At 64.2% G+C, this 26510-nt stretch carries 27 protein-coding genes; 12 read left to right on the forward strand and 15 right to left on the reverse strand.

The features are described from left to right. Positions 1-19: 19 nt before the first annotated feature. From OWC48_RS02615 to OWC48_RS02625, 3 genes are read right to left on the reverse strand one after another with little or no spacing between them, the layout of a single operon-like run. The gene (locus OWC48_RS02615) at positions 20-868 is read right to left on the reverse strand and encodes a carbohydrate ABC transporter permease (protein ID WP_085403202.1); all 849 of its coding nucleotides are present in this window, start codon (positions 866-868) and stop codon (positions 20-22) included. Next, positions 861-1799, reverse strand: coding sequence for a carbohydrate ABC transporter permease (locus OWC48_RS02620; protein WP_071915383.1), 939 nt, complete (start codon positions 1797-1799; stop codon positions 861-863). The genes OWC48_RS02615 and OWC48_RS02620 overlap by 8 nt, the downstream gene beginning before the upstream one ends. Positions 1800-1801: 2 nt before the next feature. After that, positions 1802-3061, reverse strand: coding sequence for an extracellular solute-binding protein (locus OWC48_RS02625; RefSeq protein WP_282518527.1), 1260 nt, complete (start codon positions 3059-3061; stop codon positions 1802-1804). Between the two features lie 166 nt (positions 3062-3227). Here OWC48_RS02625 and OWC48_RS02630 point away from each other — a divergent pair, with 166 nt between their 5' ends. Further along, entirely contained in the window at positions 3228-3986 is a 759-nt protein-coding gene (locus OWC48_RS02630; RefSeq protein ID WP_282518528.1) for an SDR family NAD(P)-dependent oxidoreductase, read from the forward strand. Between the two features lie 160 nt (positions 3987-4146). On the opposite strand, the gene OWC48_RS02635 is transcribed toward OWC48_RS02630, so the two are convergent. After that, positions 4147-4851 (reverse strand): alpha/beta fold hydrolase, encoded by a 705-nt coding sequence (locus OWC48_RS02635; protein ID WP_282518955.1) that lies wholly within the window; start codon positions 4849-4851, stop codon positions 4147-4149. 456 nt (positions 4852-5307) lie between these two features. On the opposite strand from OWC48_RS02635, the gene OWC48_RS02640 reads away from it, so the two are divergent. Next, positions 5308-6315 carry an alpha/beta fold hydrolase gene (locus OWC48_RS02640; protein ID WP_282518956.1) on the forward strand — a complete coding sequence of 336 codons (1008 nt, stop codon included), beginning with the start codon at positions 5308-5310 and terminating at the stop codon, positions 6313-6315. Positions 6316-6477: 162 nt separating this feature from the next. Here OWC48_RS02640 and OWC48_RS02645 read toward each other — a convergent pair whose 3' ends face one another. The 11 genes from OWC48_RS02645 to OWC48_RS02695 form a co-directional block, all read right to left on the reverse strand. Further along, positions 6478-7521 carry a uroporphyrinogen decarboxylase family protein gene (locus OWC48_RS02645; protein WP_282518529.1) on the reverse strand — a complete coding sequence of 348 codons (1044 nt, stop codon included), beginning with the start codon at positions 7519-7521 and terminating at the stop codon, positions 6478-6480. A gap of 35 nt (positions 7522-7556) precedes the next feature. Next, complete coding sequence (locus tag OWC48_RS02650) at positions 7557-8426, reverse strand: fumarylacetoacetate hydrolase family protein (RefSeq protein WP_282518530.1); 870 nt, start codon at positions 8424-8426, stop codon at positions 7557-7559. 3 nt (positions 8427-8429) lie between these two features. After that, entirely contained in the window at positions 8430-9089 is a 660-nt protein-coding gene (locus tag OWC48_RS02655; protein ID WP_282518531.1) for a polysaccharide deacetylase family protein, read from the reverse strand. 9 nt (positions 9090-9098) lie between these two features. Continuing rightward, positions 9099-9908: an ABC transporter permease gene (locus tag OWC48_RS02660; protein ID WP_282518532.1), complete on the reverse strand. Its 810-nt coding sequence runs from the start codon at positions 9906-9908 to the stop codon at positions 9099-9101. 7 nt (positions 9909-9915) lie between these two features. Beyond that, positions 9916-10722, reverse strand: coding sequence for an ABC transporter ATP-binding protein (locus OWC48_RS02665; protein WP_282518533.1), 807 nt, complete (start codon positions 10720-10722; stop codon positions 9916-9918). Further along, a complete protein-coding gene (locus OWC48_RS02670) occupies positions 10701-11456 on the reverse strand; it encodes an ABC transporter permease (RefSeq protein ID WP_282518534.1) in 756 nt (251 codons plus the stop codon). Before OWC48_RS02670 ends, OWC48_RS02665 begins: the two co-directional genes overlap by 22 nt. Before the next feature lie 2 nt (positions 11457-11458). Beyond that, positions 11459-12418 carry an ABC transporter substrate-binding protein gene (locus tag OWC48_RS02675; RefSeq protein WP_282518535.1) on the reverse strand — a complete coding sequence of 320 codons (960 nt, stop codon included), beginning with the start codon at positions 12416-12418 and terminating at the stop codon, positions 11459-11461. A 52-nt stretch (positions 12419-12470) separates the two neighbouring features. Beyond that, positions 12471-13199, reverse strand: coding sequence for a GntR family transcriptional regulator (locus OWC48_RS02680; RefSeq protein ID WP_282518536.1), 729 nt, complete (start codon positions 13197-13199; stop codon positions 12471-12473). 70 nt (positions 13200-13269) lie between these two features. Beyond that, entirely contained in the window at positions 13270-14103 is an 834-nt protein-coding gene (locus OWC48_RS02685) for an N-acyl homoserine lactonase family protein (RefSeq protein ID WP_282518537.1), read from the reverse strand. A gap of 21 nt (positions 14104-14124) precedes the next feature. Then, positions 14125-14511 carry a carboxymuconolactone decarboxylase family protein gene (locus tag OWC48_RS02690; protein ID WP_027575101.1) on the reverse strand — a complete coding sequence of 129 codons (387 nt, stop codon included), beginning with the start codon at positions 14509-14511 and terminating at the stop codon, positions 14125-14127. Between the two features lie 28 nt (positions 14512-14539). Further along, positions 14540-15931, reverse strand: a complete 1392-nt coding sequence (locus OWC48_RS02695; RefSeq protein WP_282518538.1) for an MmgE/PrpD family protein — start codon at positions 15929-15931, stop codon at positions 14540-14542. Between the two features lie 214 nt (positions 15932-16145). Between OWC48_RS02695 and OWC48_RS02700 the strand changes: the two genes are divergently transcribed. The 10 genes from OWC48_RS02700 to OWC48_RS02745 all read left to right on the forward strand — a co-directional run bounded on the left by OWC48_RS02700 (position 16146) and on the right by OWC48_RS02745 (position 26510). Further along, the gene (locus tag OWC48_RS02700) at positions 16146-17039 is read left to right on the forward strand and encodes an NAD(P)-dependent oxidoreductase (protein ID WP_282518539.1); all 894 of its coding nucleotides are present in this window, start codon (positions 16146-16148) and stop codon (positions 17037-17039) included. A 30-nt stretch (positions 17040-17069) separates the two neighbouring features. Continuing rightward, a complete protein-coding gene (locus OWC48_RS02705; RefSeq protein ID WP_282518540.1) occupies positions 17070-18464 on the forward strand; it encodes an MmgE/PrpD family protein in 1395 nt (464 codons plus the stop codon). Positions 18465-18576: 112 nt separating this feature from the next. Next, positions 18577-19512, forward strand: a complete 936-nt coding sequence (locus OWC48_RS02710) for a branched-chain amino acid ABC transporter permease (RefSeq protein WP_282518541.1) — start codon at positions 18577-18579, stop codon at positions 19510-19512. 2 nt (positions 19513-19514) lie between these two features. Then, entirely contained in the window at positions 19515-21287 is a 1773-nt protein-coding gene (locus tag OWC48_RS02715) for a branched-chain amino acid ABC transporter ATP-binding protein/permease (RefSeq protein ID WP_282518542.1), read from the forward strand. Continuing rightward, positions 21274-21981: an ABC transporter ATP-binding protein gene (locus OWC48_RS02720; RefSeq protein ID WP_282518543.1), complete on the forward strand. Its 708-nt coding sequence runs from the start codon at positions 21274-21276 to the stop codon at positions 21979-21981. Before OWC48_RS02715 ends, OWC48_RS02720 begins: the two co-directional genes overlap by 14 nt. A gap of 32 nt (positions 21982-22013) precedes the next feature. Further along, on the forward strand, positions 22014-23264 hold the full coding sequence (locus tag OWC48_RS02725) for an ABC transporter substrate-binding protein (protein WP_282518544.1): 1251 nt from the start codon (positions 22014-22016) through the stop codon (positions 23262-23264). Positions 23265-23297: 33 nt separating this feature from the next. After that, the gene (locus tag OWC48_RS02730) at positions 23298-24536 is read left to right on the forward strand and encodes an ABC transporter substrate-binding protein (protein ID WP_282518545.1); all 1239 of its coding nucleotides are present in this window, start codon (positions 23298-23300) and stop codon (positions 24534-24536) included. A gap of 47 nt (positions 24537-24583) precedes the next feature. Beyond that, a complete protein-coding gene (locus OWC48_RS02735; protein ID WP_014496467.1) occupies positions 24584-24964 on the forward strand; it encodes a carboxymuconolactone decarboxylase family protein in 381 nt (126 codons plus the stop codon). A gap of 15 nt (positions 24965-24979) precedes the next feature. Beyond that, the gene (locus OWC48_RS02740; RefSeq protein WP_282518957.1) at positions 24980-25750 is read left to right on the forward strand and encodes an SDR family oxidoreductase; all 771 of its coding nucleotides are present in this window, start codon (positions 24980-24982) and stop codon (positions 25748-25750) included. A gap of 19 nt (positions 25751-25769) precedes the next feature. Beyond that, positions 25770-26510 carry an SDR family oxidoreductase gene (locus tag OWC48_RS02745; protein WP_282518546.1) on the forward strand — a complete coding sequence of 247 codons (741 nt, stop codon included), beginning with the start codon at positions 25770-25772 and terminating at the stop codon, positions 26508-26510.

The raw sequence follows: 26510 nt of genomic DNA on the forward strand, positions 1-26510 counted from the left end.
GATCTCCGTGAGGTATCGTTCATCCCTTGACCGCGCCTGCGGTGAGGCCGGCGACGATGTGCTTCTGCGCCAGAAGAAAGAGAATGATGGTGGGCAGGATCGTCAGCGTGATGAAGGCCAGGATCAGGTGCCACTCGGACGAATACTCGCCCTGATAAACCATGATGCCGAGCGGCCAGGGATAGAGCGCATCGGTGTTGAGCATCACCAGCGGCAACAGATAGGCGTTCCAGCTGTTGACGAAGGTGATTGTCCCGACGGTCGCCAGGATCGGTCGCGACAACGGCAGCGTCACATAGCGGAAGAATTTGATGTAGCTGCAGCCGTCGACCAGCGCGGCCTCGAGCAGTTCATAGGGGATGTCCTTGAAGAAACGGCGTAGCAGCAGCACGCTCATCGCGAGGCTGAAGGCCACCTGCGGCAGTGCCACGCCAAAATAGGTGTCGAGCAGCCCGAGATCGCGCACCTTGATGAAGAGCGGCAGCACCGCGGTCGCGGCCGGAAACAGCAGGCCGAGCGTCAGGTAGCTCAGCAGCATCGATGAGCCGTAGAACCTGACATGGGCGAAGGTGAACGCCGCCATCGAGGCGACGATCAGGGTCAGGGTCACCGTGAGTGTCGAGATGATCAGCGAGTTGCGCAAGAGCTGCCAGTAACGCGCGGAGAACAGGATGTCGGCATAGTTCTGCCACTCCCAGTGACGTGGCAGGCCGAACGGATTGACGCGCAGTTCGCCGAGCGATTTAAAGCCACCGAGCAAGGTCGCGAGCAGCGGCACCAGCACGAAAACGGCAACGACGGCGAGGAACACCGCCTTGAACAGCACGGCAGGATCGAACGGCGTACGATTGGTCTCGGTGCTACTCATCACGCATGAACCATCGCTTGTACGTGAAGGCAAAGGTCACGCAGATCGTGAACAGAATGACACCGATGGCGCTGCCATATCCGACCCGCATGCGGGAGATGCCGTTGTTGTAGAGGAAGCTCACCAGCGTGTTCGAGGAGTCCGCAGGCCCCCCGCGCGTCAGCGGCATGACGAGGTCGAACAGCTGCAGCGAGCCGACGATGGCGAAGAACACAGAGAGCCGAATCGTCGGATAGAGCAAGGGGATGACCACGTGTCGCAGGGCTTGCGAACGCGTCGCGCCGTCGATGCGCGCGGCTTCGATCAGGCTCTTGTCGAGGCCCTGGAGCGCCGCGATGAACAGCATCATGTGGAAACCGAAGTACTTCCAGACGACGACGATCAGCACGGCCAGCATTGCCGTGTCGGTCGAGGCCAGCAGATGCGGGGGCTCGGCGCCGAAGGTACGCCAGATCGAGGCGACAAGGCCGTAATCGCCGTCGTAGACGAAGCTGAAGATCAGCCCGGTCGCGATCTCGGCCAGGATATAAGGCATGAAGAACAGCATGCGCAGCGCCACCGCCCCGCGAAAGCGTTCGGCGAGCATCAAGGCCAGCGTGAGCGCAAGCGGCAGCTGGATGGCGAGCGAAACAGCGATGATCAGCCCGTTGTTGCGCAGCGCGAGCCAGAAGGCGCGTGTCTCCAGCACGAAACGGTAATTGTCGAAGCCGATCCAGTTGGTCGGCCTGCCGAACCCGTTCCAGTTGAAGGCCGAGTACCAGGCCGCCTCGCCGATCGGCAGCACCACGAACAGCGTGAACAACAGCAGCGCCGGCGGCAGGAACAGGATCAGGACCGTCAGCCTGCCGTCCCAGCTCGGGCCGCGCTCGGCGACCTGCGGGAGCTCACCGGCAACGTCCATCGCCGACACGCTCGCGGCCCGGCGTGCCACCGTCAGTTACCCTGCTTCCACGCCGCCTCGATCGCCTTGGCCGCGTCTTGCGGGCTCATGCTGCCGCCGGCGATCTCCGCGGTGACGTCGTTGACGACGCGGCCAACCGAGGGGCCGAGGCTCTGGTCATAGAAATTCTGGTGGTAGTTCGACTTCGCCAGATTGGACGCGATCAGCTTCATGAAGGCGTTGTTGAGACCGGCATCCGCGCCCTGCACCACCGGGATGATGAAGTTGCCCGCAGCAAGCCGCGTCTGCACGTCCCTGGAGACGAAGTATTTCAGGAAATCGACGGCCTCCTTCGGCGAGCCCTTCGTGATCAGCCAGCCGGTGATGCCGCCGAGCGTATCGGTTGGCGCGCCCCTGCCGCCCGCCACGACCGGGAAGTCGAACCAGCAGATCTTCTCTTCACTCAATCCGACCTTGTCGGCGGCAAGCGCACGCTGCAAATGATAGACCGTGCTGATGGCGAGCGTCATCGCCGCCTTGCCATCGCCGAAATAGCCGACCGCCTGCGGATTCTTGAAGCCGAGGAAGCCGTTCTGGAACGGCTGCAGATCGACCAGCTGCTTGAACAGCTCGCCGGACTTCTGGAAGGTCTCGCCGGCGAAGCCGCCATTCTCGCCGCGCAATGCAGCGTCGAAGGCCGGCTTGCCGCCGACGCGCACCGCAAGATGCGTCCAATAGAAGTGCAGCGGCCATTTGTCGGCGCCACCGACCACGATCGGCGTCACGCCCGCTGCCTTCAACGTCTTCACCGCGGCAAGCAGATCGTCCCAGCTCTTGATGGCGGCAGGATCGACCTTGGCTTTCGCCATCAGCTCCTTGTTGCAGAGGAAACCGACCTGCGACAGCGCGGTCGGAAGACCGTAAACGCGGCCGTTGGCCGTGAAGGCCGCGAGCGCCGCCGGCGTCAGGCTGTCGCTGTAGCCCTTCACCTGATCGGTGATGTCGTCGAGGACGCCAGCCTCGATCTGCGTCTTCAGGACGCCGCCGGCCCAGCTGTAGATGATGTTGGGCCGGTCCTTGGATTGCAGGATGGTCGGCAGCTTGGCCTTGTAGGCCTCGTTCTCGAGGAACTGCATCTCGACCTTGATGCCGGGATGCGATGCCTCATAGGCGCGCGCAACCTCCTCCCAGATCTTCACCTGGGCCGGATTGGCCTCGATGTGCAGCCACTTGACCGTCGTGTCGGCCGCGGCGGAGTTGGCCCAAAGCAGGCATGCGGCGGCGGCGAGTCCCAGCTTCCCGAGCAGTCTCATCACATTCCTCCCAACCGGCTCTTATTCTTTGGATGCAATCCTGCCTTCGATTTTTGAGGTACGCAACTAAAATTCTGATCTATGCACCTCACGCGGGGAATGGCTAAGGTCTGCGGGAACATTGGGCCGAGCATCGCTCCGCCGTTACGCAAGCCGAGAGGTACCCATGACCGCCATTTATTCCGACCTCGCCGCCAAGGTCGTTCTCGTCACCGGTGGCGCAGCAGGAATTGGCGCTGCGATCGTGCGGCGCTTTGCGCAGCAGAAATCCAATGTCGTGTTCTTCGACATCAAGGCGGACGAGGGCCAACGCCTGGCACGCGAGCTGTCGGATCAAGGTCTCACCGCGCATTTCATGCGCGTCGACGTGACCGATATCGCCGCGCTACGCGCCGGCGTTGCGGAGGCGCGCAGCGCGCACGGGCCAATCAACATCCTCATCAACAATGCCGCGCATGACGAACGGCACAAGACCGAGGAGATGACGCCGGAGTATTGGGACGACCGCATCGCGGTGAACCTGAAGCACCAGTTCTTCGCGTCGCAAGCCGTGCTGCCGGACATGAAGGCGGCAAACGCCGGCGCCATCATCAATTTCGGCTCGGTGTCGTGGATCGCCGGACAAGGCGGCATGGCCGCGTACACCGCCAGCAAATCAGGCGTGGTCGGTCTCACGCGCTCTCTGGCGCGCGATTACGGTCCCTACAATATCCGCGTGAACGCGATAGCGCCGGGCTGGATCATGACCGAGCGCCAGCTCGAAAAATGGATGACACCGGCGGGCGAGATCGAACTGCAGCAGCGACAGTGCCTGAAGCGCCGGCTGGTGCCGGACGAGGTCGCGAAATTCACCGTCTTCCTCGCCTCCGACGAGGCCTCCGCCTGCACCGCTCAGCACTACATCGTCGATGGCGGCTGGGTCTGAGATGCTTTGAGAGTCGTGGGCGGGACCAGCGCTCGAACCTGGGCCACACTAATTAACAGTTAGCGTGGCTCCGTCCAGTTGTTTGCACAAGCCGAGGTCGCGAAGCCTATTGGAAAGAAGCCAATGGCACTTTCAATCAGCTCACACTGATAGCGACCGTTCAGCCGTGTTGCTGCGCGGCGTCCGGACGTGCGGGGGTGACGGCCTCGCGTATCATTCCGGCGACCAGCTTCGGCGCGGTGATCGGCGATGCATGATCGACTTTCTCGGAGCGAACCTGCGCACCCATCCGTCGTGCCAGGAATAGCTGTGTCGCCGGATTGATCATTCGATCCTCTTCGGCGACAAGGTACCACGACGGCTTTGCCTTCCATTCGGCTTTCGGAGCCTTTTCCTGGATTGCCGCGACGGCAATGGGTCGCTGGATCGCAGCCAGGAGCGCAGCCTGCTCGGGTCGGGCATGCTGGCACCAGGCCGCGCCAAACCGGTCGTTCGGCATCCAGAGCAAACCATGACTGTCGGGAGTGAGTTTCGGCGCCTCCGGCGACGGCTTGTCGCGATAGAATATTTGCGCGACTGTTTCGCCTTCGTCAGGAGAGAGAGCCGAAATGAAGACCAGCGACCGCACTCTCTCCTGCGTAACCGCACCAATCACGGCACCGGCATAGGCATGCGCGACGAGGACAACCGGCCCGTCTGTCCGCTCCAGCGCTCGTTCAAGCGCCGCAACATCATCTGAAAGCGATGTGAGCGGAATCGGCGCCGCCATCGTCTTCAGTCCCTCGGACTGCAGCAGCGTAATGACGTGCGCCCAACTTGAACCGTCGGCCCAGGCGCCGTGGACGAGAACGACGGTGGCGTCCATCCCCGCCGCTTCCGATCTTCTGCTGACGTCGCGGGCGACCTTCTTGCTCGCTCGGACATTTGCAACCGCTGGCGCAATCACGCCGAATTGTGCCGCCGCAACTGTCGTTGCCGCAGCACCGACGAAACGCCGGCGATCGTGGTTGATTTCGTCGGACATGGATCCTCCATTGCTCTGGCGGCTTGCGTTGACGCATCTCCGCCTACCCTGACCTCCCGCTATTCGGCGACGCGACCAAATTGGTTACAGGCGGAGGATCATTCCAGCGATCACTTCCCGACTGCCCCCGCCTCTGCCCTTCGCGCCAGCCGGATGACCGAAATCATCAGCACGAACGGTTCAGAGACGCTAATCCTGCGAAAGCGTTCTTCCACGCAGGTGCTAACATGTCTCCCCGCGTCGTCATTGAGGGGGCGTTTGCCAGGAGCGCCGCGCGAACCTCGAAGGACCTCAGGGATGACAGAAAAGACAAAGATCGAGCGCCGCACCTTCGTCCAGGTGATGACCGCTGCATCGAGCGCCGCTCTATCACTGGCGCTTCTACCGCGACGCGCGGCCGGCCAATCCCCAAACGACCCCGCTTCGAACGCTTCCGATCAGTTCGAGACAAAGGAGATCAAGATCGATGACAACACCATTTTCATCAGGCGCTACGGGAGCGGATCCCCACTGCTCATGGTGCATGGATTTCCTCGAACCAGCCTGATGTGGCGTCATGTGGCGCCGCATCTCGCCGGCGATCGCACGGTCATCTGCGTCGATCTTCGTGGATATGGCCGCAGCGGCGTTCCCGCTTCCGCGGAGGATCACTATCCCTATTCAAAGCGGGCGATGGCGAATGAGCTTGTCGCCGTGATGGATAAGCTCGGCTTTTCCAAATTCGATCTGGTTGGACACGATCGCGGCGGTCGCGTTTCCTACCGCCTTGCGCTCGATCACCCGGAGAAGGTGCAGCGTCTCGCAGTGTTTGACGTGCTGCCCATCTCGGAAGCCTGGGGCCACGCCGACGCAAAGTTCGCCATGACCTACTGGCCATGGAGCCTACTCTCGCAGAAAGCACCGCTTCCCGAAAAATACCTGATCGGCGCGCCGGACGCGGTATTCGACAATCCCTTCGGCCAGGGCTCATTCGGCCCCGAAGTGAAAGCGGAATACATCGAAACCTACCGCGATCCGGCTCGGGTGCATGCGATCTGCGAAGAGTACCGCGCGGCCGCAACCGTGGATATCGAGCATGACAAGGCGGACCAGAAGGAAGGCCGGCGCATCAAGTGCCCTATGCTGCACCTCTGGGCTTCCGGCGGGCCGCTCGATACATTCTACGAGCAGAATGGCGGCGCATTGGGAATTTGGAAGAAGTGGGCCGACAACGTACAAGGTCGGGCCGTCAAGGGCGGTCACTTCTTTCCCGAGGAAAACCCCACCGACACAACGGAGCTTCTCACCAAATTCCTCTCGGCCTGAACGGCGGCTGTCACCTCCACGGCGATGTCGCCCCTCGCCAACGAGGACGAATGTTCAACGTTGTGAAACTGGTCTTTGAGCCGACGATCCCAGATTTCGACCTGGCTGGCCACAGCCAGACGATGGCCGGCGAACGAACGATCCTCGCCGGCCCAGCTTTGTTCAGCCGATCTCCCGCCGGACCATGGCTGCCGCGTCGCACATCGCCTTCAGCTTTCCGAACGCCGTTGCGCGCGGCATGTACTTCATGCCGCAATCGGGCGCCGGGACCAGGCGGTCCGGCGACACGTATTTCAAACCGTTGCGGATACGGGCGGCCACGGTGTCGACGCTCTCGATCGCGGGATCTGCGAGGTCAAGCACGCCGAGCATGATCTTCTTCGACGACAGGTCCTTGAGCACGCCGAGGTCGAGCTTCGGCTGCGCGGCCTCTATCGAGATCTGGTCGGCAATGGTGTCGTCGAGCTCGGCGAGGAAGGAATAGCCGGCCGGCTTGTTCGTGCCCGGCACGACCGCCGCATAACCGAAGCAGAGATGCACGACGGTCGGCACCGTGATGCCCTGCAATGCGCGGTTGATCGCCTTGACGGCATAGCGTTTGGCGAGATCCGGATTGTTGCGCACCCAGGGCTCGTCGAGCTGGATCACATCCGCGCCGGCCTTTTGCAGATCGAGCGCCTCGGCATTGACGGCCTCGGCCAGCGCCATCGCAAGCTCCTCCTCATCCTTGTAAAACTCGTTCTTGGCCTGCTGGCTCATGGTGAACGGGCCCGGCAACGTGATCTTGGCGGCACGGTCGGTATTCTCACGCAGGAACTGCATGTCGTGCAGCTCGACCGGTCCCTTGCGCTTCACGGGACCCACGACGCGCGGCACCGGAGTCTGGGTGTTGCCGGTGCGCGCCACGATCATCGCGGGATTGTCGCCGTCGATGCCGTCGAGTGCGGTGGCGAAGCGGTTGGAGTAGCTCTCGCGGCGGATTTCGCCATCGGTCACGATGTCGATGCCGGCGCGCTCCATGTCGCGGATCGCGACGATGGTCGCATCGTCCTGCGCCTCCTCCAGATGCTCCGCCGGCAAGCGCCACATGTCGTGCAGGCGCGTGCGCGGCACCACCTTCGACAGCATCGCGCGGTTCACCAGCCATTCCGGCTGCGGGTAGCTGCCGACCACCGTGGTCGGCAGGAGATGCGTTGGCATGGGCATGGGATTCTCCTTCTTATTGTTATAGAGCGCGGCTCTCACGCCGCGCGCGTCGCCGTGGCCGATCCCTCGTCCGTGACGGGGTTGCGCAGGATGCCGATGCCGGAGATCTCGATCTCCACGAAGTCGCCGCCCTTCATCCACAGCGGCGGCGTGCGATAGGCACCGACACCGCCGGTCGTGCCTGTCACGATGACATCGCCGGGCGCAAGCTCGGTGAACGTCGAGCAGTAAGCAATCAAGGCCTGCACGTCGAAAACGAGGTCGGAGATCGGGGCCTTCTGCACCTCGACACCGTTGAGCCGGGTGATCAGCGTCTGCTTGGTCACATCGGTCAGCTCGTCGGTGGTCACCATCCAGGGCCCGAAGCCGCCGGTGCCGGCAAAGTTCTTACCCGGCGCGAATTGCGAGGTGTGGCGCTGCCAGTCGCGGATGCTGCCGTCGTTGTAGCAGGCATAGCCGGCGACATGGCTGAGCGCGGCATCGCGCGAGATGCGGCGACCGGCCTTGCCGATGATGACGGCCATCTCGCCCTCATAGTCGAACCGCTCGGATTCCAGCGGCCGGATCATCGGCTGGCCATGGCCGACCTGGCTGTTGGCGAAGCGGGTGAAGATCATCGGATGCGCCGGCGTCGGATGCCCGCTCTCGGCCAGATGCGTGGCATAGTTGACGCCGATGCAGAAGATCTTGTCGGGATCGGGTACCGTCGGCTGCAGCGCGACATCCTGCAGCGCGTAATCGGGCTTCTCGCCGGCAAGTTTCTTGAGCTCGTCAAGCGTTCCCTTCGCAAGCAGCGCCTTCAGCGTCGGATATGCCTTCAGGCGCTTGCCGGCATCGATGACGCCCCTGTCGGTGACGATGCCATAGCTCGCGGTGCCGGCGATCGTGAAGCTTGCAACTTTCATCAGTCAAACACTCTCTTCGATGGAGGACACATAGTCGTTGATCGGAAGCGCAATCTCGCCGCTGCGGATCGGAACACATTGCGGCGGAAAGTCCTGGCGAAAGCGGACGCCGGCCGCCTCGGCAGCGTCGAGGAACCGCTCGAGATGGTCCATGGCGCCGGTCGGAAGATCGTGCAGCACCATCAGCGTCCAGGGCTGCTGGCTGCACTGCTCGAGCGCGCGGTCGGTCCAGCCATCAGGGTCGTCCCAATCGCGCGGGATCGCATTCCAGAGCACGCAGCTGTGCTTGTTGCGGGCGAGATAGTCCACGACGGAGGGTTTCAACAGCCGCGCATCCAGATTTCCGCCGCCACCGAACGGCCGGAACCAGCGCTGGGGATGCGCGAGATCGGAGATCGCAGACTGCGTGCGGCCGATCTCGTTCTCTGCCGTCTTGCTGTCCTTCTGCTCACCGAGCGGAATGCTGTGCGTAAAGGTGTGATTTCCGATCCAGTGCCCCTCCCCGTGCGCACGCACCGCAAGGCTGCGCCGCTCGGGGTCACCGAGCTTCTCGCCGATGACGAAGAAGGTGGTCTTGATGCCGCGCTCGGCGAGAATGTCGAGCACACGTGGCGTCACCTCCGGATCGGGGCCGTTGTCGAATGTCAGGGTCAAATCGTACACGCCAGTACCTCAGGTCGCCGGCTGCATCGCGCCCGACGTGATCTCATCATTGGCTTGACCGGCCCGCGTGCCGGTCTGCCAGATCGCCGCCTTGCGCTCGATCCAGCGGATCGCGGCGTTGAAGGCGATGGCAAGGAACAGCACCAGCAGCACGCCCGCGAACACGTGCGGGCTGTCGAGGATCGTCCGATAGCGCGAGATCAGATAGCCGATGCCGGCCGATGAGATCAGCATCTCCGAGACCACGACGCCGACGATGACCAGCGCGCCGCCGACGCGCAAGCCCGACAGCACCGTCGGGATCGCCGCCGGGATGATGACGCGAACCAGCCGCTGGCTGAGCGTCGCGCCCATGCTGCGCGCGGCGAGCAGGAGCTGCGGGTCGATGGTCTGGATGCCGGCGGCGGTGGCGAGCATCGTCGGCAGGAAGCCATAGATCGAGGCGAACGCGATCTTGGACTCCGAGCCGATGCCGAGCCACACCGTGAAGACAGGATAGAGGATCACGAGCGGCACCGCATACAGGCTCGACACCATCGGCATGATCAGGACGCGCGGACGTGGCAGGCTGCCGACAATGGCGCCGAGCAGAATGCCGCCACCGCAGGCGAATGCCATGGAGACCACGACCTCGTAGAGCGTCACCGCGAGCGCATGCCCGTATTCCGCGGCATCGGTCCATCCGGCGATCAGCGTCGACGACAAGGACGGCAGGAACAGCTCGGGAATGAGACCGGTGCGCGGCAGCAGCTCCCACAGCGCAATCAGGCCGATCACGATCAGATATCGCAGCGTTTTCGCACTTATTCTGGCGCTCATGCCCGCCTCACGCCGATTTGCGGATGTGCCGCCAGATGCGGTCGCGCAACGCACCAAAGGCGTCTCCGCTCAGCATCTCGTAGGTGCGGGGCCGCGGCAGCTGGACCTGGAGATGATCGACGATGCGTCCGGGCCGCGCCGACATCACGATCACCTCGTCAGCGAGATAGACGGCTTCGGTGAGGCTGTGCGTGACGAAAACGACCGTCTTGCCGGTCGCAGCCCAGATCCGCAGCAGCTCGTCACCCATGGTCATGCGCGTCTGCTCGTCGAGCGCTGCGAACGGCTCGTCCATCAACAGCACCGGCGGGTCCTGCACCAGCCCGCGCGCGATCGAGACGCGCTGCTTCATGCCGCCGGAGAGTTCGTGCGGATGGCGTCCGCCGAAGCCGTCGAGGCCGACCAGCTTGAGCGCGTCCTGCGCCTTGGCGCGGCGCTCGGCCCTGGGCACGCCGCGCAGCGCCAGCGGAAACTCGACATTGTCCTCGGCCGTCAGCCACGGAAACAAGCTCGCCTCCTGGAACACCACGCCGACCCTGTCGGGGTCGGGCTGCGGGATCGGCGCGCCGCTGATGGTGATCGTGCCGGACGTTTGCTGGCGCAGACCCGCCATCATCATCAAAAGGGTCGACTTGCCGCAGCCGCTCGGGCCGACCAGCACGACGAAGCGGCCGGGCTTGACCTCGAGCGAGACGTCCTCCAGCGCGACGACGTCCTGCGACCTCGTCTTGAAGACCTGGCCGACGTTCTTCACCTCGATCGCGCCGGCCCGCGCGGCGGGCTTCAACGGGGTCACATTCGCCAATGGCTGCATCGCGTTTCCACCCATCTGACAAGCTCGTTGAAGGTCATGGCGATCGCGGCGACCATCACGACGCCGGCGAGGAGCTGCTTCATCTGGAAATTCTCGCCCCAGGTCGCGATCTGGTGGCCGATGCCGTCGCGCGAGGCGTACATCTCGGCCAAAATCACGCCGGTGAGGTTGAAGATCATGGAGATCCGCAACGCCTCGAGCAACACCGGCAGCATGCTCGGCAGATAAACCCGGAACGCCGTCTGCCATGGCGTTGCGCCATAAGAGCGCGCCACTGTGAGATGCTCGACCTTGACCGATTCCACCGCCGTCGTAGTCGACATGATCACGATGAAGATCGTCGAGAAGAAGCCGAAGCCCACCTTCTGGGCAAAGCCGACGCCGAACACCAGGATGAACATCGGCAGGAAGATCGACTTCGGGATGCTGAAGGCGAAGAACAAAAGCGGCTTGGCGACGTCCGCGAAGTAGCGGTTCTCCGCGACCAGGAAACCGATCACCGCACCGAACGGCACGGCCAGCGCGAACGCGGCCAGCACCTCGGTCGCGGTCACCATCAGATCTTTCTGCACCGCCGCGCGCTGCAGGAGATCGCCGAGCGTCACAAAGGTATCGGAGGCCGACGGCAGCAGTCGCGGATTGACGATGCCGGTGCGCGACAGCACCTCCCACAGCGCGAGGACCGCGATGATGATCGCGATCCGCGCAAGGTTGATGACGAACGTGCTTTGCATCGTTACGGCTTGGTCGGGACGGGCTTGAACTTGGCCGAGATGACGTCCTCGACCGGCACGATGTCCTTGAGCCCACCGAGCTTGGCGAGATCGAGCGACAGCTGCACGGCCGCATTGACGTTGGCCGCGCCCATGTCGCCGCTGGTCTCGAGCTTCATGATGGTGTTGTCGTATTCCAGGCCCGCGATCTCCGGCGGCATTTCATAGAGCTCGGCGATCAGCTTGACGGTGACGTCGCGGTTGGCGCGCATGAACGCGACCGCGCCGTAGAGGGCGTTCACCGCCTTCTGCACCATCTGGGGCTTGGCCTCGGCGAATTTGTCGAGCACGATCCAGCCCGCAGTGAGGTTCGGCGGAACCGCAGTCGCGTAATCGAGGATGGTCTTGGCCTCGCCGGACTTCGAGATCTGGAAACTCAGCGGCGAATAGACCACGGCCGCCTCGACATTGCCGGCCAGCAGGTTCGGCACCAAGCCACCGCCGCCGACGGGAACGCGCGTAAAATCGATCTTCTTGTCCTGGATGGTCCACAGCGCGAGCAAGTCGGAGCCGGAGCCGGCCGCGGTGATCGCCACCTTCTTGCCGTTGAGGTCCTTGAGGTCGAGTGTCGACTTGGTCGGGACCATCAATTGCCAGCCGAAATTGCCCATCGCGGCATTGGCGACGATCCGTGACATCACGCCCTTCTTGCGTCCGGCGGAGACCAGCGACGGCGGATCGAGAATGATGTCGGCCGCGCCCGCGGCCATGCCTTCGAACGTCTCGGCGCCGCTGCGGTAGATCGTCAACTCGGCCTGGATGCCTTCCTTCTCGAACAGTTTCTGCCGCACTGCCGTCTCGGCGATCGTCGTCGGCCAATAGGTTTTCGTGGGCAGGCCGACGCGGATGGTGTCGGCGGCGCTCGCAGGGCCCGCCAGAATTGTGGCGGCGATCAGCGACATCAGCGCGCGATTGATCTTCATTATTAGCTTCCTCCCGGTCTCTGTTTTTTGTGTGCCGGATTTTTCCGGATCGTCAGGTCGTACGGCTCACCTCCGCAATGCGGGAAGCGGCGAGCTCGACGAATTCTTTGGTGGTGCCGAAGTGCTTTGACAAGGCGCGAACTGCCGCATCCGCATCGCGCCTGATCACGGCGGCGACGATCGCCTTGTGTTCGGCTTCGACGTTGCGCGGCTTGCCTCCGGCCTCCCGGCGGATCGAGAGGCGGCGATATCGCTCGCTCTGCTCGTGCAGCACGTCGCGGAAGCCGAGCAGCCATGGCGAGCCGCACGCGTTGACCAGCGCACGATGGAAGATGCGGTGACGGACCACCCACTCCTCGTAGTGCACGGTCGGATCGTCGGGATAGCGATGGGGAACGGCCTTCAAATCCGCCCAGGCGGATTTCACCGATGCGAGCCAGGCCTCATCGCCCCGCTCGATCGAGCGACGGAGCGCAAGCCCCTCGATGTCGATCCGGGTCTGCGTCACGTCGGCGAGATCGGCGAGCGACACCGGGCTCACGCGAAAGCCGCGCTGGTCCGACGCCTGCACGAGCCCGTCAGCGACAAGTCGCGACAGCGCCTCGCGCACGGCGGCGAGGCTCACGGAAAACTGCTTGGCCAGCCCCGCGATATGCAGCTTCTGGCCCGGAGCCAGCCGCGTCGCCAGGATGTCGGCGCGCAGACGTTCGTGCAGCGCCGACGTCAGGCTGCGCGGACCATCCCCGGGGCTTCCGGACAACTGGAACTGAAGCGGACCCATGCTCGGATGATTGCAAGGCGGCGGCCGCGGGTCAACAAAAAATCGAAAATCGATTTTTTCTAGCCTAGGTTTACGCTGTGCCCTGCCCAACCTCCCGGGGATGCGCGGCCCTGGACGGCGCCACGTCGAGGCGAACCGCCACGCCCTTCAGATCCGGGCCTGGCGCCGGATAGAGCTTCATGACGAGCGGATCATGGCCGGGAACGATGTGGTCAGCATCCGGTGCGGCGGCTCGCAGCTTGTCGAAGCCCACCAGCATGTCACCGACATGAAATGCTGTCGTGAAAGGACGCTCGCTCGCCATGTTCTCGTAGAAATGACTGACGTCGGAGGCGAGCACGACCGGGCCGCGGCGCGTGTTGATGCGGACGAACTGAAGACCGGCTGAATGCCCGCCGGCTGCGTGGACCGTCAGTCCGGGCGCGATCTCGGCGTCGCCGTCGTAGAACAGCACCCGGCGCGCATAGTTCAGCCGCACGATCCCGCAGACGTCCTCGACCTCGAAGGAATGCGACAGCCTCGGATACTGCATGTAGCGCCCGGTGGCGTAGGCGAGCTCGCGTTCCTGGAGATGAAACCGCGCATTCGGAAACCGGTCGAAATTGCCGGCGTGATCATAGTGCAGATGCGTGAGGATCACATCCTTGACGTCGGCCACGTCGACATCGAACGCGGCAAGCGTCTCCACCGGGCAGCGCAGGAATGTTCGCCTGCGCTGCCTTGCGATTTCGGCGTTGAACCCGGTGTCGATGACGAAGGTGCGGTCGCCTCCCCTCGCCAGCCACATGAAATAGTCCATCGGCATCGGCCCGTCATGCGGGTCGCCGCCGATGAAGTGCTCGCTCCGCTGCGCATCCCGCGTTGCATAGCGGATGGCGAAGAGCTCGTATTCCGGGTCAGCCATAAGAGCTTCCATCAAGCGGTCTCAGGACCCCGCGTCGACCTCGTTGAAGGCCTCGCGCGCGTTACGGAAGGCGTCGATGCCGGCGGGCACGCCGCAATAGACCGCGACCTGGAGCAGGATCTCCTTGATCTCCTCCTTGGTCAGCCCGTTCTTCAGGGCACCCTTGACGTGCAGCTTCAGTTCGTGCGGACGGTTCAGCGCGCCCAGCATCGCCAGATTGACGATCGAGCGCGTGCGGCGGTCGACGCCCGGCCGCGTCCACAGCGCACCCCAGCAGAACTCGGTCGACCACTCGGCCATGGTGCGCGTGAACTCGTCGGCCCCCGCGATCGACTTGTTGACGTAGTCCTCGCCGAGCACCTCTTTACGAACTTTGAGGCCCTTTTCGAACAGTTCGGTCTTGCTCATGATCGTCCCTTTTCGGTCTTGAGAGATTCTAGTTGGAACTTGTCTGGAGCGACGCCAATGGTGGTCGCAGTGATTGCAGCAGCGTGGCGACGTCGTCCGCCGCATCGAGCCGCCAGACCGCATCGATGACGCGGTCCGCATCCCAGTCGCTTCGACCGGTCCTCACGCCTTCACGCAGCTTCTCTTCGATCTCGCGGTCTGAAAGCGGCGCAGCCTGGCTGCCGCGCGGCCAAGTCACGGTCTCTGTGAGAATTTCACCAGACGACAGGCGCAAGATGACGCGCGCAGCGCCATCGGGCATCTGAGCATCAAGCTCCGCCCTCACCTTCTGCCGCAGCCGCGCGATCTCGGGCCGGACCACGGTCTCCTGCGCGAACTCGACAACGCCGGCCGCGCCGAGCAGCAGTCCGCAAACTACGCAATGATGGATGCTGACGCGCGCATCGCGCTCGTTGTTCACGGGGCGATCACCGCGCGCGAGCAGCAGTGCCGAGCCCTGCACTGTCACCGACTCGATCTGGTCGACGCGCCGGCCAATTCGCTCGCGCAACAGCAGGCAGGCGTCGATGACCGAATGGAACACGATGCCGGCGGGATAGGGCTTGTAGGTGTTCTTCGCGATCTCCCAGGTCTTGCCGAGGCCGGCGAGCATGCGGGCGAGATCCGGCTCATCCCCCATGGTGCGCGCCCAGCCGAGCGGACCTTCGATGGCGCGGGGCGCGGCCTCATAGCCCTGCTGCGCGAGCAGCGCGGCGAACAACCCGTTACGTGCCGCATTGCCCACGCTCACGTTCTTGGCCGCGCTTGGCAGATTCTCGACATTGCCGGCCGACTGGCTCGCCGCAAGTCCGATCGCGTTCGCAATCCCTTCCGCGGGCAGCCCCAACAGCTTCGCACACGCCGCCGCAGCGCCAAAAATGCCGCAGGTCGAAGTGATGTGCCAGCCGCGGGCATAATGACGCGGCGAGACTGCATTGCCGATGCGGCACTCCACATCCACGCCAAGGATGAACGCGGTCAGCACCTCGCGCCCCGTCAGCTTGCGCGTCTCCGCCAGCGCCAAGATCGGCGCGGCGACCGGCGCGGCCGGATGGATGATCGTTTCAGGGTGCGTGTCGTCGAAGTCGAGCAGATTCGCCGAGACGGCATTGAGAAACGACGCGCACAGCGCGTCCATGGACTGCGAATAGCCGATGATCGTCGATGTCGCGGCGCCGCTGAACGGCGACAGCGTGCGCATTGCGGCCGTAACCACCGGATCGCGTGCGGAGCCGAGCGCGGTCGCAAAGAAATTGAGGATCGATCGCCGCGCCTCGAGGCTCTGCGCCTCCACGTCCGCCCATGACGAGGATGCGACAAAGTCAGCGAGAGTCCTGCTCACACCTGGAATTGGGTCTTGTTGAACCTGGTCTTGCGGCACGCGGGGCGTCTTCCTCGTTTTCCCGGACCTTATGACGATCCGCGGCAAACTGTCGACCCCAAATGTTATGCTTGACAGCTTGTCTGACAATCATAACAATCCGGCCCGTTGGCGCGGGATCCCGCAGCCACAACGACGGCGGCCGGCAACACCGGTCGAAGAAAGAGATCAAGAAGGCGCGCCCGTCACGGGATCGCGCGACAGGGAGTAGACGATGGCGGGAGAGATTCTCGGCGTAATCGGCACGGGCCGCATGGGCGGCCCCATGGCCGGGCGATTGATCGACGCGGGCTATTCGCTCGTGATCTATGACACGCAGACTGAAGCAACGCAGCCGCTGGTCAAGCGCGGCGCACAGCTCGGCAAATCGCCGGCCGACGTCGCCTCGCGCGCCGATATCCTGCTCGTCAGCCTGCCGACACCCGACATCGTCAAGGCCGTCACGCTCGGACAGGATGGCATCAGCAGCGGTAGCCGCGCGAAGATCGTCATCGATCTCTCGACCTCGGGTCCCGGCGCCGCGAAGATCGTTGCGGAAGGCCTGAAGGCCAAGGGCATGACGCTGGTCGATGCGCCCGTGAGCGGCGGCATCAAGGGCGCCGTCAACGGCACGCTGGCCGTGATGGTGTCCTGCCCGCAGGCGACCTACGAGATCGTGCAGCCGATCCTGAAGAATTTCGGCAAGCTGTTCTACACCGGCGACAAGCCCGGCGTGGCACAGACGGCCAAGCTCGCCAACAATCTGATGGCGGCGGCAGCGCTCGTCATCACGTCCGAAGCCGTCGCGATGGGCGTCAAGGGCGGCGTCAACGCAAAAGTGCTGATCGACATCATCAACGCCAGCAGCGGCCGCAACAGCGCCTCCGAAGACAAATTCCCCCGCGCGGTGCTGCCCGGCACGTTCGATTTCGGCTTCGCCACCGGCCTCTCCTACAAGGACGTCCGTCTCTGCGTCGACGAGGCCGAGGCGATGGGCGTGCCGATGGTCTGCGGCGCGGTGGTGCGGCAGATGCTCGCGATCACCAATGCCAAATATGGCGCCTCGTCCGACTTCACCTCGATCGCCAAAGTGCTCGAGGAGTGGGCCGGCGTCGAGATGCGCGGCTGATCACGCAAGCCTTCAGGGAGAGCGATTGCGATGACGATCGGCCCGACCGGATCAGGCAAGGTCTCGCTTGCGCGCCAGATGGCGCGCAGCGTGCTTGCGCTTGATCTTGGAGATTTCGGACCTGAAGTCATCGCGAAAGCAAAACTCTGTCTGCTCGACTTTTTGTCCTGCGCCTTCGAGGCCGGCCAGCATCCCTGGAGCCGTCAGGCGGTTGCGATCGCGCAGGCCGGCGGCAACACAACGATCATCGGGACCGCACAAACCTCATCAGCGGCCGACGCCGCCTTTGCGAATGCTGTGATGGGGCACGGCCTCGTCCGCGAGGACATGCATGCGGCCAGCATCGCGCACCACGGCGTCGTGATCTGGCCGACGCTGCTCGCGCTGTCGGAGCAGACGCCGCTGCACGGAGCCAGGCTGCTCTCAGCAGCCATCATCGGCTATGAGACCGGCGCGCGGATCGGCCGCGCGCTCCTGACCTCCGACCTCGCGCGCCTCTATCGCCCAACTGGCCTCGTGGCGCCGCCGGGCGCGGCGCTCGCGGGAAGCTTTGCGCTCGGCCTGTCCGAGGACCAGGCAACCAGCGCCATCGCGATCGCGGCCAATACATCCAGCGGGCTGAACGAGTGGCCGCATGCCGGCGGCTCCGACATGTATTTTCATCCCGGTTTTGCCGCCAGCAATGCGATCAAGGCGATCGGCCTTGCGGCAGCCGGCGCGTTCGGCTCGGAAACCATATTGGAGGGCGAAGCCGGCCTGTTCGCCGCCTATCGACGCCAGGCCGCGCCCGACAGCATCGCTCTGTTCCCGGATGGCGAGAGCGAGATCATGGCCGTCTACAACAAGCCGGTCCCGGCCTGCAATTTCGCGCAGACCGCGGCCCAAGCAGCGCTCCGCGTCTCGCACGAGCTCGCCAGCACTGAGGAGATCGACCGCGTCGTCATTCGCGCACCCGATGCCGCCGTTCGCTATCCCGGCTGCGACTCCATGGGCCCCTATCGCAATGCGCTCCAGGCCAAGATGAGCATTCCCTTCAGCGTCGCTGCCACGCTGGCGCGGGGCGAGATCGAGGAAGAGAACTATTCCGAACTCGATGATACCGACATCATCCGCCTGGTCGCGGTCACCGACCTCAAGGCAGATCCTGGCTTCACCGCCGCCTTCCCCGGCAAGCAGGGCGCGGAGGTGATCGTGCATCTGCGCGGCGGCCGGACGATCCGGCACGCTTTGCCGGACGTCATCGCCGCAACGCCTTCAGATATTCGCGCGCGCTTCCGCGCCGCCGCCATTCGCGCCCTCAGCGAGGACCGCGCGCACCGGCTCGAGCACCTCATCGACGGCTGCGAGCAGCTCGGCAATGCCGGCGACATCGCCGCGCAGTGTCGTCTGGATGCGCCGGAACGAGTTTTACGATCGGCATCATAAGAAATGCCAGACAATACGGGGGAAACATGGTCGACCGGGAGACCAGCCTAGCAGTGCCGACGGCACACAATCGCCAGCAAGCCGGCGCTCGCGCCGCGCGGAGGCAGGGCTGATGGAAGGCTTCTTTCAAGCGCTCGCTGCGGGCCTTTTGATCGGCGCCGTCTACGGCCTGATGTGCGTCGGGCTCGGCCTGATCTTCGGCGTCATGCGCGTCATCAACTTCGCCCATGGCGATTTCATGATGCTCGGCATGTATGCCGCCTTCTATCTCTTCACCGCCGCCGGCATCCAGGCGCTGTTCGGCAATACGGTCGGTCCCTTCGTCGCGATCCTGCTGGCCGGGCCTGTGCTCGCCGTATTCGGCTATTTCGTCCATCTCGCCCTGATCTCGCGCGTCTCGGGCACGCGCACCGCCTCACTGGAAGGCGAGGGCCATTACGCCCAGCTCATCCTGACGCTCGGCATCGCGCTGATCCTGCAGAACGGCGGCCTCATCGTTTTCGGATCGGTGCTGGCCTCGATCCGCACGCCGCTGTCGAGCTCGGCCTGGGAGCTCGTTCCCTTCTTCGACATCAGCATCTTCCTCAACAAGGCGCGCAGCATCGACGCGATCGTTTCGCTCGCGATCATGATTCTGCTTTCGCTGCTGATCACGCGAACCCGGATCGGCAAGTCGCTCCGCGCCGCCGCCGACAATCCGACCGCTGCGACCTATATGGGCATCGACGTCGACCGCGCGCACCGCATCGCCTTCGCGCTCGGCTGCGGCATCACCGCGATCGCCGGCGGCCTGCTCGCGACCAACTATCCGTTCCATCCCTTCGTCGGCCTCGAATACGTCATCGTCATGTATGCCGGCGTCGTGCTCGGCGGCATGGGCAGCATCATCGGCGCCTTCTGGGGCGGCATGACGATCGGCCTCGTGCAGCAGATGTCCACGCTGATCCTGCCGACGCAATTGCAGAACGCCGCGATCTTCGCCGTGTTCCTCCTCATCATCTTCTTCCGTCCGCAAGGTTTCTTCGGGCGCATGGTCGAGAGGACGTGACCATGCTCCGGATGCGTTCACTGCTGCCCCCCCTGCTCTTCACGCTCGCTTACGCCGGGATCTCACTCGGCGTCACCAACTCCTATTACCAGCTCATCCTGACGCTGGTGCCGGTGTGGGCGGTGTTCGGCCTGTCCTGGAATCTGCTGAGCGGCTACACCGGGCTGATCTCGTTCGGCCACGCCGCCTTCTTTGGGATCGGCGCCTATGCGACCGCGCTCGGGCAGATCTATTTCGATATCTCCCCCTGGCTGCTGATCCCGGTCGCCGCCATGCTCGGCGGCATCGCCGGGCTACTGATCGGATTTCCAACCTTCCGCCTCCAGGGCCACTACTTTGCGCTCGCGATGCTCGCCTACCCGCTCGCCATTCTCTACGTGTTCGAGTGGCTCGGCTTCCAGGAGGTGACGCTTCCGATCAAGCGCGACGCGCCGATCGCCTATATGCAGTTCTCCGATCCCCACATCTACACGCTGCTGGGGCTCGCCATTATGCTTGCCACCATCGTGCTGACGCAGGTGATCGAGCGATCGCGCTTCGGCATGGCACTGCTCGCGATCAAGCAGAACGAGGCTGCGGCAGAAGCGGCCGGAATCAACACGCTGGCCTGGAAGCTGCGCGCGATCACGCTGAGCGGCGCGATCGCCGCCGCCATCGGCGGATTCTATGTACAGGTGCTGCTGGTCGTGACCCCGCAATCGGTATTCGGCATGCTGGTGTCGGCACAGGCGCTCACGGTCGCGATGTTCGGCGGCGTCGGCACGGTGTGGGGGCCGGTCATCGGCTCCGTGATCCTGATCCCACTCGCCGAGATCCTGCACGCAGAGGCCGGTGCGCGCATCCCCGGCATTCAGGGCGTCATCTTCGGCCTGGCGATCGTCTGTGTCATCTTGCTCGCGCCGGAAGGCCTGTTCTGGAAGCTGCGCGATCTCCTGCGCAAGCGAAATGCATCCAAGGCCACGGCTAGCGTCACTCCGGAAACGGCCGTCGCCAACGTCACGGCGCTGAAGCCCGCCGCGCGGCAGCGTGCGGCCACCGGCGAAGTGGTGCTCGAGGTTCGCAACCTCTCGCGTTCCTTTGGCGGACTCAAAGCCGTTCAGGATGTCAGCTTCAAGCTGCAAAAGAACGAGATCCTCGGCATTATCGGTCCCAACGGCGCCGGCAAGACCACGCTGTTCAACCTCCTCAACGGCTTCCTGAAGCCGAGCCAGGGCGAGGTGCTGATCGACGGCCGCAACATGTCCGGCCAACGGCCGCACGTGATCTGCGAGGCCGGCATCGGCCGCACCTTCCAGGTGATGCGGCCATTCCTGCGCATGTCGATCCTCGACAACGTCGTGGTGGGCGCCTATGTGCGCGCGCGCTCCGACGCGGAGGCACGCAAGCTTGCCGCCGACGCGGTCGCCCGCGTCGGGCTCTCTGCGGTAGCCAACCGCGTCGCCGGCGAACTCTCGACCAAGGAGCTGCGGCTGATGGAGCTCGCCCGCGCAATCGCCGGCCAGCCCCGCATCCTGCTGCTCGACGAGACGCTCGCGGGCCTTGGCCACGGCGAGGCGGACGAGGTCGTCGCCGTGATCCAGCAGCTCGCACGCGACGGCATGACCATCGCCATCATCGAGCACACCATGCAGGCGATGGTCCGCTTGGTCGACAGATTCCTCGTGCTCGACCACGGCGCCGTCATCACCGAGGGCCTGCCCGAAGTGGTGACGCGCGACAACCGCGTGATCGAGGCCTATCTCGGCAAGAAGTGGGTGGGCCATGCTGCGAATTGAGGGGTTGAGCGCGGGCTATTCGGCCAAGCCCGTCCTGAACGATGTGTCGATCAACGTCGGCGCGGGCCAGTTCGTTGCGATCGTCGGGCCCAACGGCGCCGGCAAGACGACGCTATTCAAGACGATCTCCGGCATCGTGAAGCCGAGCGGCGGGGAAATTACGTTCGACGGCATCGATCTCCTCGCGGTGCCGCCTCCGCAGCGCGCCCATCTCGGCATCGCCCATGTCCCCGAGGGCCGCCAGGTCTTCCCGTCGCTGACGGTGATGGAGAACCTCGAAATGGGCGCGATGACCGAAAGCGGCCGGCGCGACTGGCAGGCCAACATCGAGCGCATCTTCGAATGGCTGCCGGTGCTGAAGGAACGCCGCAACCAATTCGCGGGTACAATGTCCGGCGGCCAGCAGCAGATGCTCGCGATCGGCCGCGGCCTGGCCTCCTCGCCGAAGCTGCTGATGCTGGACGAGCCCTCGATGGGGCTCGCGCCATCGACCGCGGACTTCATCTTCGAACGGCTGATCGATATCCGGCGTCAGTCCGGGCTGACCATGCTGCTGGTCGAGCAGCGCGTGGCGGAAGCCCTGGAGTCCGCCGACCACGGCTACGTCCTCGAAGCCGGACACGTCGTGCTCGAAGGCAACAACGATACGCTGCGCGCCGATGATCGCGTGCGCAAAGCCTATCTCGGCATGTGACGAACAAAGAACAAAGAGCAGGGAGACAACAAATGAACAAGACATCCAAGGGCGGGATATCAAAAGGACTGACGCGCCGGACCGTGCTGTCGGGCGCCGCCGCCGTCGGCCTCGCCGGCGTGGCACGTGCGCAGGCACCTAGCGAGATCAAGGTCGGACTGATCGTCCCGCTGTCGGGCATCTACACCCGCCCCGGCCAGGTGATGAAAATGGGCGCCGAGATGGGCATCGAGCACATCAACGCGCAAGGAGGCATCAAGGCGCTCGGTGGCGCCAAGCTGAAGCTGGTGGTGATTGACTGCGGCGACACCACCGAGAAGGCCAAGAACGCGGCGCAGCGCATGGTGGCGCAGGAACCCGACCTCGTCGCCGCCACCGGTTCTTATCTCTCCTCCTTCACCCTCGCCGTCACCGAGGTCACCGAGCGCGCCGAACTGCCGGTGCTGACACTGTCCTATTCGGACCTGCTGACCGACCGCGGCTTCAAATACATCTTCCAGACCGCCGCGACCGCGAGCCGTCAGTCCGAGCTCGGCCTGCCGACGCTGATGAAGCTCGCCGAGAACGCGTCGGGCAAGAAACCGAAGACCGTGGCGATGCTGATGGACAACACCGCGACGTCCGTCGCCACCGCGAAGGCGCTGAAGGAGAAATTGCTCGCGCAGGAAGGCCTGCAACTCGTCGTCGAGGAAGTCTGGACCCCGCCGCTGTCGGATGCCACGCCGCTGATCCAGAAGGTCCGCTCGGCCAAGCCCGATTTGCTCCTGTTCATGCCGAATGCAGTGTCGGACGCCAAGCTCGGGCTGGAGAAGATCAGCGAGTTCGGCCTCGGCCAGGGCAAGATCCCGACGGTGTCCTTCAGCATCACCATCGCCGAGCCCGACATGCTCCAGAGCGTGAGCCCGGAGACCGTGCAGGGCATCATGACCATCGTCGCCAACTGGGGCTCGAAGGGTCATGAGGCGCTGATCGCCGAACTCAAGGCCAAGTACAAGGAGCCCTGGATGACGCAGAACGTCATCTCGACCTATGGCGACATGTGGCTGATGAAGGAAGCGCTGGAGAAGGCCGGCAAGGCCGACCGTAATTCGGTCGCGCAGGCCTTCCGCACCATGGATGCCGGTCCGTCGAAATACTATCCGGGCGGTCAGCTCAAATTCGACGAGAAGGGCCGCCGCGTCGGCGCCGGCGTCGTCATCGTGCAAGGGCAATCGGGCGTGCCTGTCACTGTCTATCCGCCCGAACTCGCGCAGGCGCAGCCGTTCTGGCCGAAGAAATCCTAAGCGCCGCGCAATTTTTCAGGGAGGAGAATTGTCATGACTGCAAAGAGCATAATCACGATCTCAAGGCGAACTCTACTGGCCGGCGCTTCCGGCACGCTGATCGCGTCCCGTGCCGCCTGGGCGCAGCAACCGGCGGAAGTGAAGGTCGGCCTGCTGGTGCCGATCTCTGGCCTCTATGCCCGCCCGGGAACGGTGATGCGTGAGGGCGCCGAGATGGCGGTCGACCACATCAATTCGCAAGGCGGCATCAAGGCGCTCGGCGGCGCCAAGCTGAAGCTGGTCGTGCTCGATTCCGGCGACACCACGGAAAAGGCCAAGAACGCCGCTCAGCGCATGGTCGCGCAGGAGACCGATCTGGTCGCGGCCAGCGGCGCATACCTGTCCTCATTCACGCTCGCGGTGACAGAAGTCACCGAGCGCGCCAGCCTGCCCGTCCTCACCCTCTCCTATTCCGACCTGATCACCGACCGCGGCTTCAAATACGTATTCCAGACCGCGGCCACCGCAGGTTCGCAGGCACGGCAGGCGTTGCCGCAGATCATCAAGTTGGCGGAGACCGCCTCCGGCAGGCGGCCGAAGACGGTCGCGATCCTGACCGACAACACGGGGGCCTCGATCGCTTCCGCAAAGGCGATGCGCGAAGGCCTGCTGGCGGAGAACCAGCTGCAGCTGATCGTCGACGAGACGTTCACGCCGCCGCTGGCCGATGCGACGTCGCTGGTGCAGAAAATCCGTTCGGCGAAACCCGATCTGCTGTTCTTCCTGCCGACGGTGATCTCGGACGCGAAGCTGCTGCTCGAGAAGATGAACGAGTTCGGCCTCGGCCAGGGCAAGATTCCGACCATCTCGTTCGGCATCGCGATCGCCGAGCCCGACATGCTGCAGACCGTGAGCCCCGAACTGCTCCAGGGCGTGTTGACCTGCGTCGCAAGCTGGGGCGCCAAGGGCCACGAGGCCCTGATCGCCGAATTGAAGACCCGCTACAAGGAGCCGTGGATGACGCAGAACGCGATCTCCACCTATGGCGACATGTGGGTGATCAAGGACGCGCTCGAGAAGGCCGGCAAGGCCGACCGCGTCGCCGTCGGCGAGGCGCTGCGCACCATGGATGCCGGCCCCTCGAAATACTATCCGCTGGGCGAGATCAAGTTCGACGAGAAGGGCCGCCGCGTCGGCGCCGGCGTGACCATCGTGCAGTGGCAGTCCGGCGTGCCGGTGACGGTGTTCCCACCCCAGCTCGCGCTGGCGCAGCCGTTCTGGCCCAAAACCTGAACTGAGAACTGACCTAGACAAGGTCCGAAGGAGAAACGGAGAACAACATGGACAAGGCGACCTACGACCGCGGGCTCGAAATCCGCAAGAGCGTGCTCGGCAACGAGTTCGTCGACAAGGCGATCGCATCCGCGGACGAGTTCAACCGTCCGATGCAGGACCTCACCACGGAGTATTGCTGGGGCTACGTCTGGGGCCGCGACGGCCTGACGCGCAAGACCCGCAGCTTCCTCAATCTGGCGATGCTCTGCGCGCTCAACCGTCCGCACGAGCTGAAGACCCATGTCCGCGGCGCGCTCGCCAACGGCGCCACCAAGGAGGAAATCCGCGAGGTCTTCATGCAGGTCGCGATCTATTGCGGCGTTCCGGCCGGCGTGGATGCGTTCCGGAACGCGAAGGAAGTCTTCGCCGAGCTCGACAAGAAATAACGGAGCGTGACGACGATGAAGGGCAAATGGGCACTCCTGACCGGTGCGACGGCGGGCCTTGGCCTCGCCGTCGCGGAAGGCGTTGCCGGCGCGGGCGCCAATATCGTCCTTCATGATCTCGTCGCGCCGAAACAGGCCGCGGAAGATCTCCGCGCCCGCTTCGGTGTCGAAGTCATCGCCGCCGGCGTCGATCTGTCCCGGCGCGAGGCGATCGAGGGCATGATGGCCGATCTGCTCGACCGCTGTGGCGCCATCGACATCCTCGTCAACAACGCCGTGGTCAGGCATTTCTCCGCCATCGAGCAATTTCCGCCCGATCGCTGGGAGCAGGCGCTGGCGGTCAATCTGTCGGCGCCGTTCCATCTGATCCGCCTGGCGCTGCCGGCCATGAAGCAGCGCGGCTGGGGCCGGATCATCAGCATGGGCTCGATCTATTCGAGCCGCGCGGTCGAGGACCGCATCGACTACGTCACCACCAAGACTGCGATTTCGGGCATGACCCGCGCGGTGGCGATCGAGACCGCGCGGAGCGGCATCACCTGCAACATGCTCTGCCCCGGCACGCTGCCGACGCCTGCGATCCTGAACAAGATCGCGACGATCGCGTCGAACAGCGGCCGTCCGGTCGACGACGTGACCAAGGAATATCTCGGCGAGCGCCAGCCGACGCAGCGTTTCATCGAAATGAATGCGGTCGCCGCCATGGTCGTCTTTCTCTGTGGGTCCGCGGCAAACGACATCACCGGCGCCAGCCTGCCGATCGACGGCGGCTGGTCGGTCGCATGAAAGCATTGGGAGTGTTGCGATGACTGAACAATCGGGCCAGAGCGTCGTGCTGACGGGTGCCGCCGGCGGCATGGGACGCGCCATCACCAAGGCCTTGCTGGAAAGCGGCCGCCGCGTCGTGCTGGTCGATCGCGACGCCAAGGCGCTTCAGGAACTCGCATCCACGGCGGGCAACGCGGTGTTTCCGATCCAGCTCGACATTAGCGATGGGCAGGCCGTGGATCGCCTGCCGGACGCCATTCCCGCGCAGTTCAAGCCGGTCGACGTCCTCATCAATAACGCCGGGCACGATATCGGCGGGCGGACGCGGTTCGATGCCGGCTCCGCCGACGATTGGTCCAACATCATCCAGACCAATCTGATCGGCCTGATGCGCGTCACCCGCGCGATCCTGCCCGACATGGGCAGGCGCAACGCCGGCCATGTCGTCAACATCAGCTCCATCAATGCGGTCCGGATCGTCCCGGATATGGCCGCCTACAGCACCAGCAAGGCGGGCGTGCACATGTTCACCGAGACGTTGCGGGGCGAGCTGGCGGAAACCGCGATCCGGGTCACCGAGCTCCAGCCAGGCCTGACCCGGACCAACATCATCCTGACCCGCTACCGCGGCGACAGGCAGAAGGAAAAGGACTATTTCGACCAGTTCAGGATGGCGCTCGAGCCTGCCGATATTGCCCGTTCGATCGTCTTCGCCCTGGACCAGCCCGCGCACGTTCAAATTGCCGAAATGATGATTCTGCCTGTAAACCGGTACTGA

It is taken from the genome of Bradyrhizobium sp. Arg816, assembly GCF_029989365.1.
In the GTDB taxonomy this organism is placed as follows: domain Bacteria; phylum Pseudomonadota; class Alphaproteobacteria; order Rhizobiales; family Xanthobacteraceae; genus Bradyrhizobium.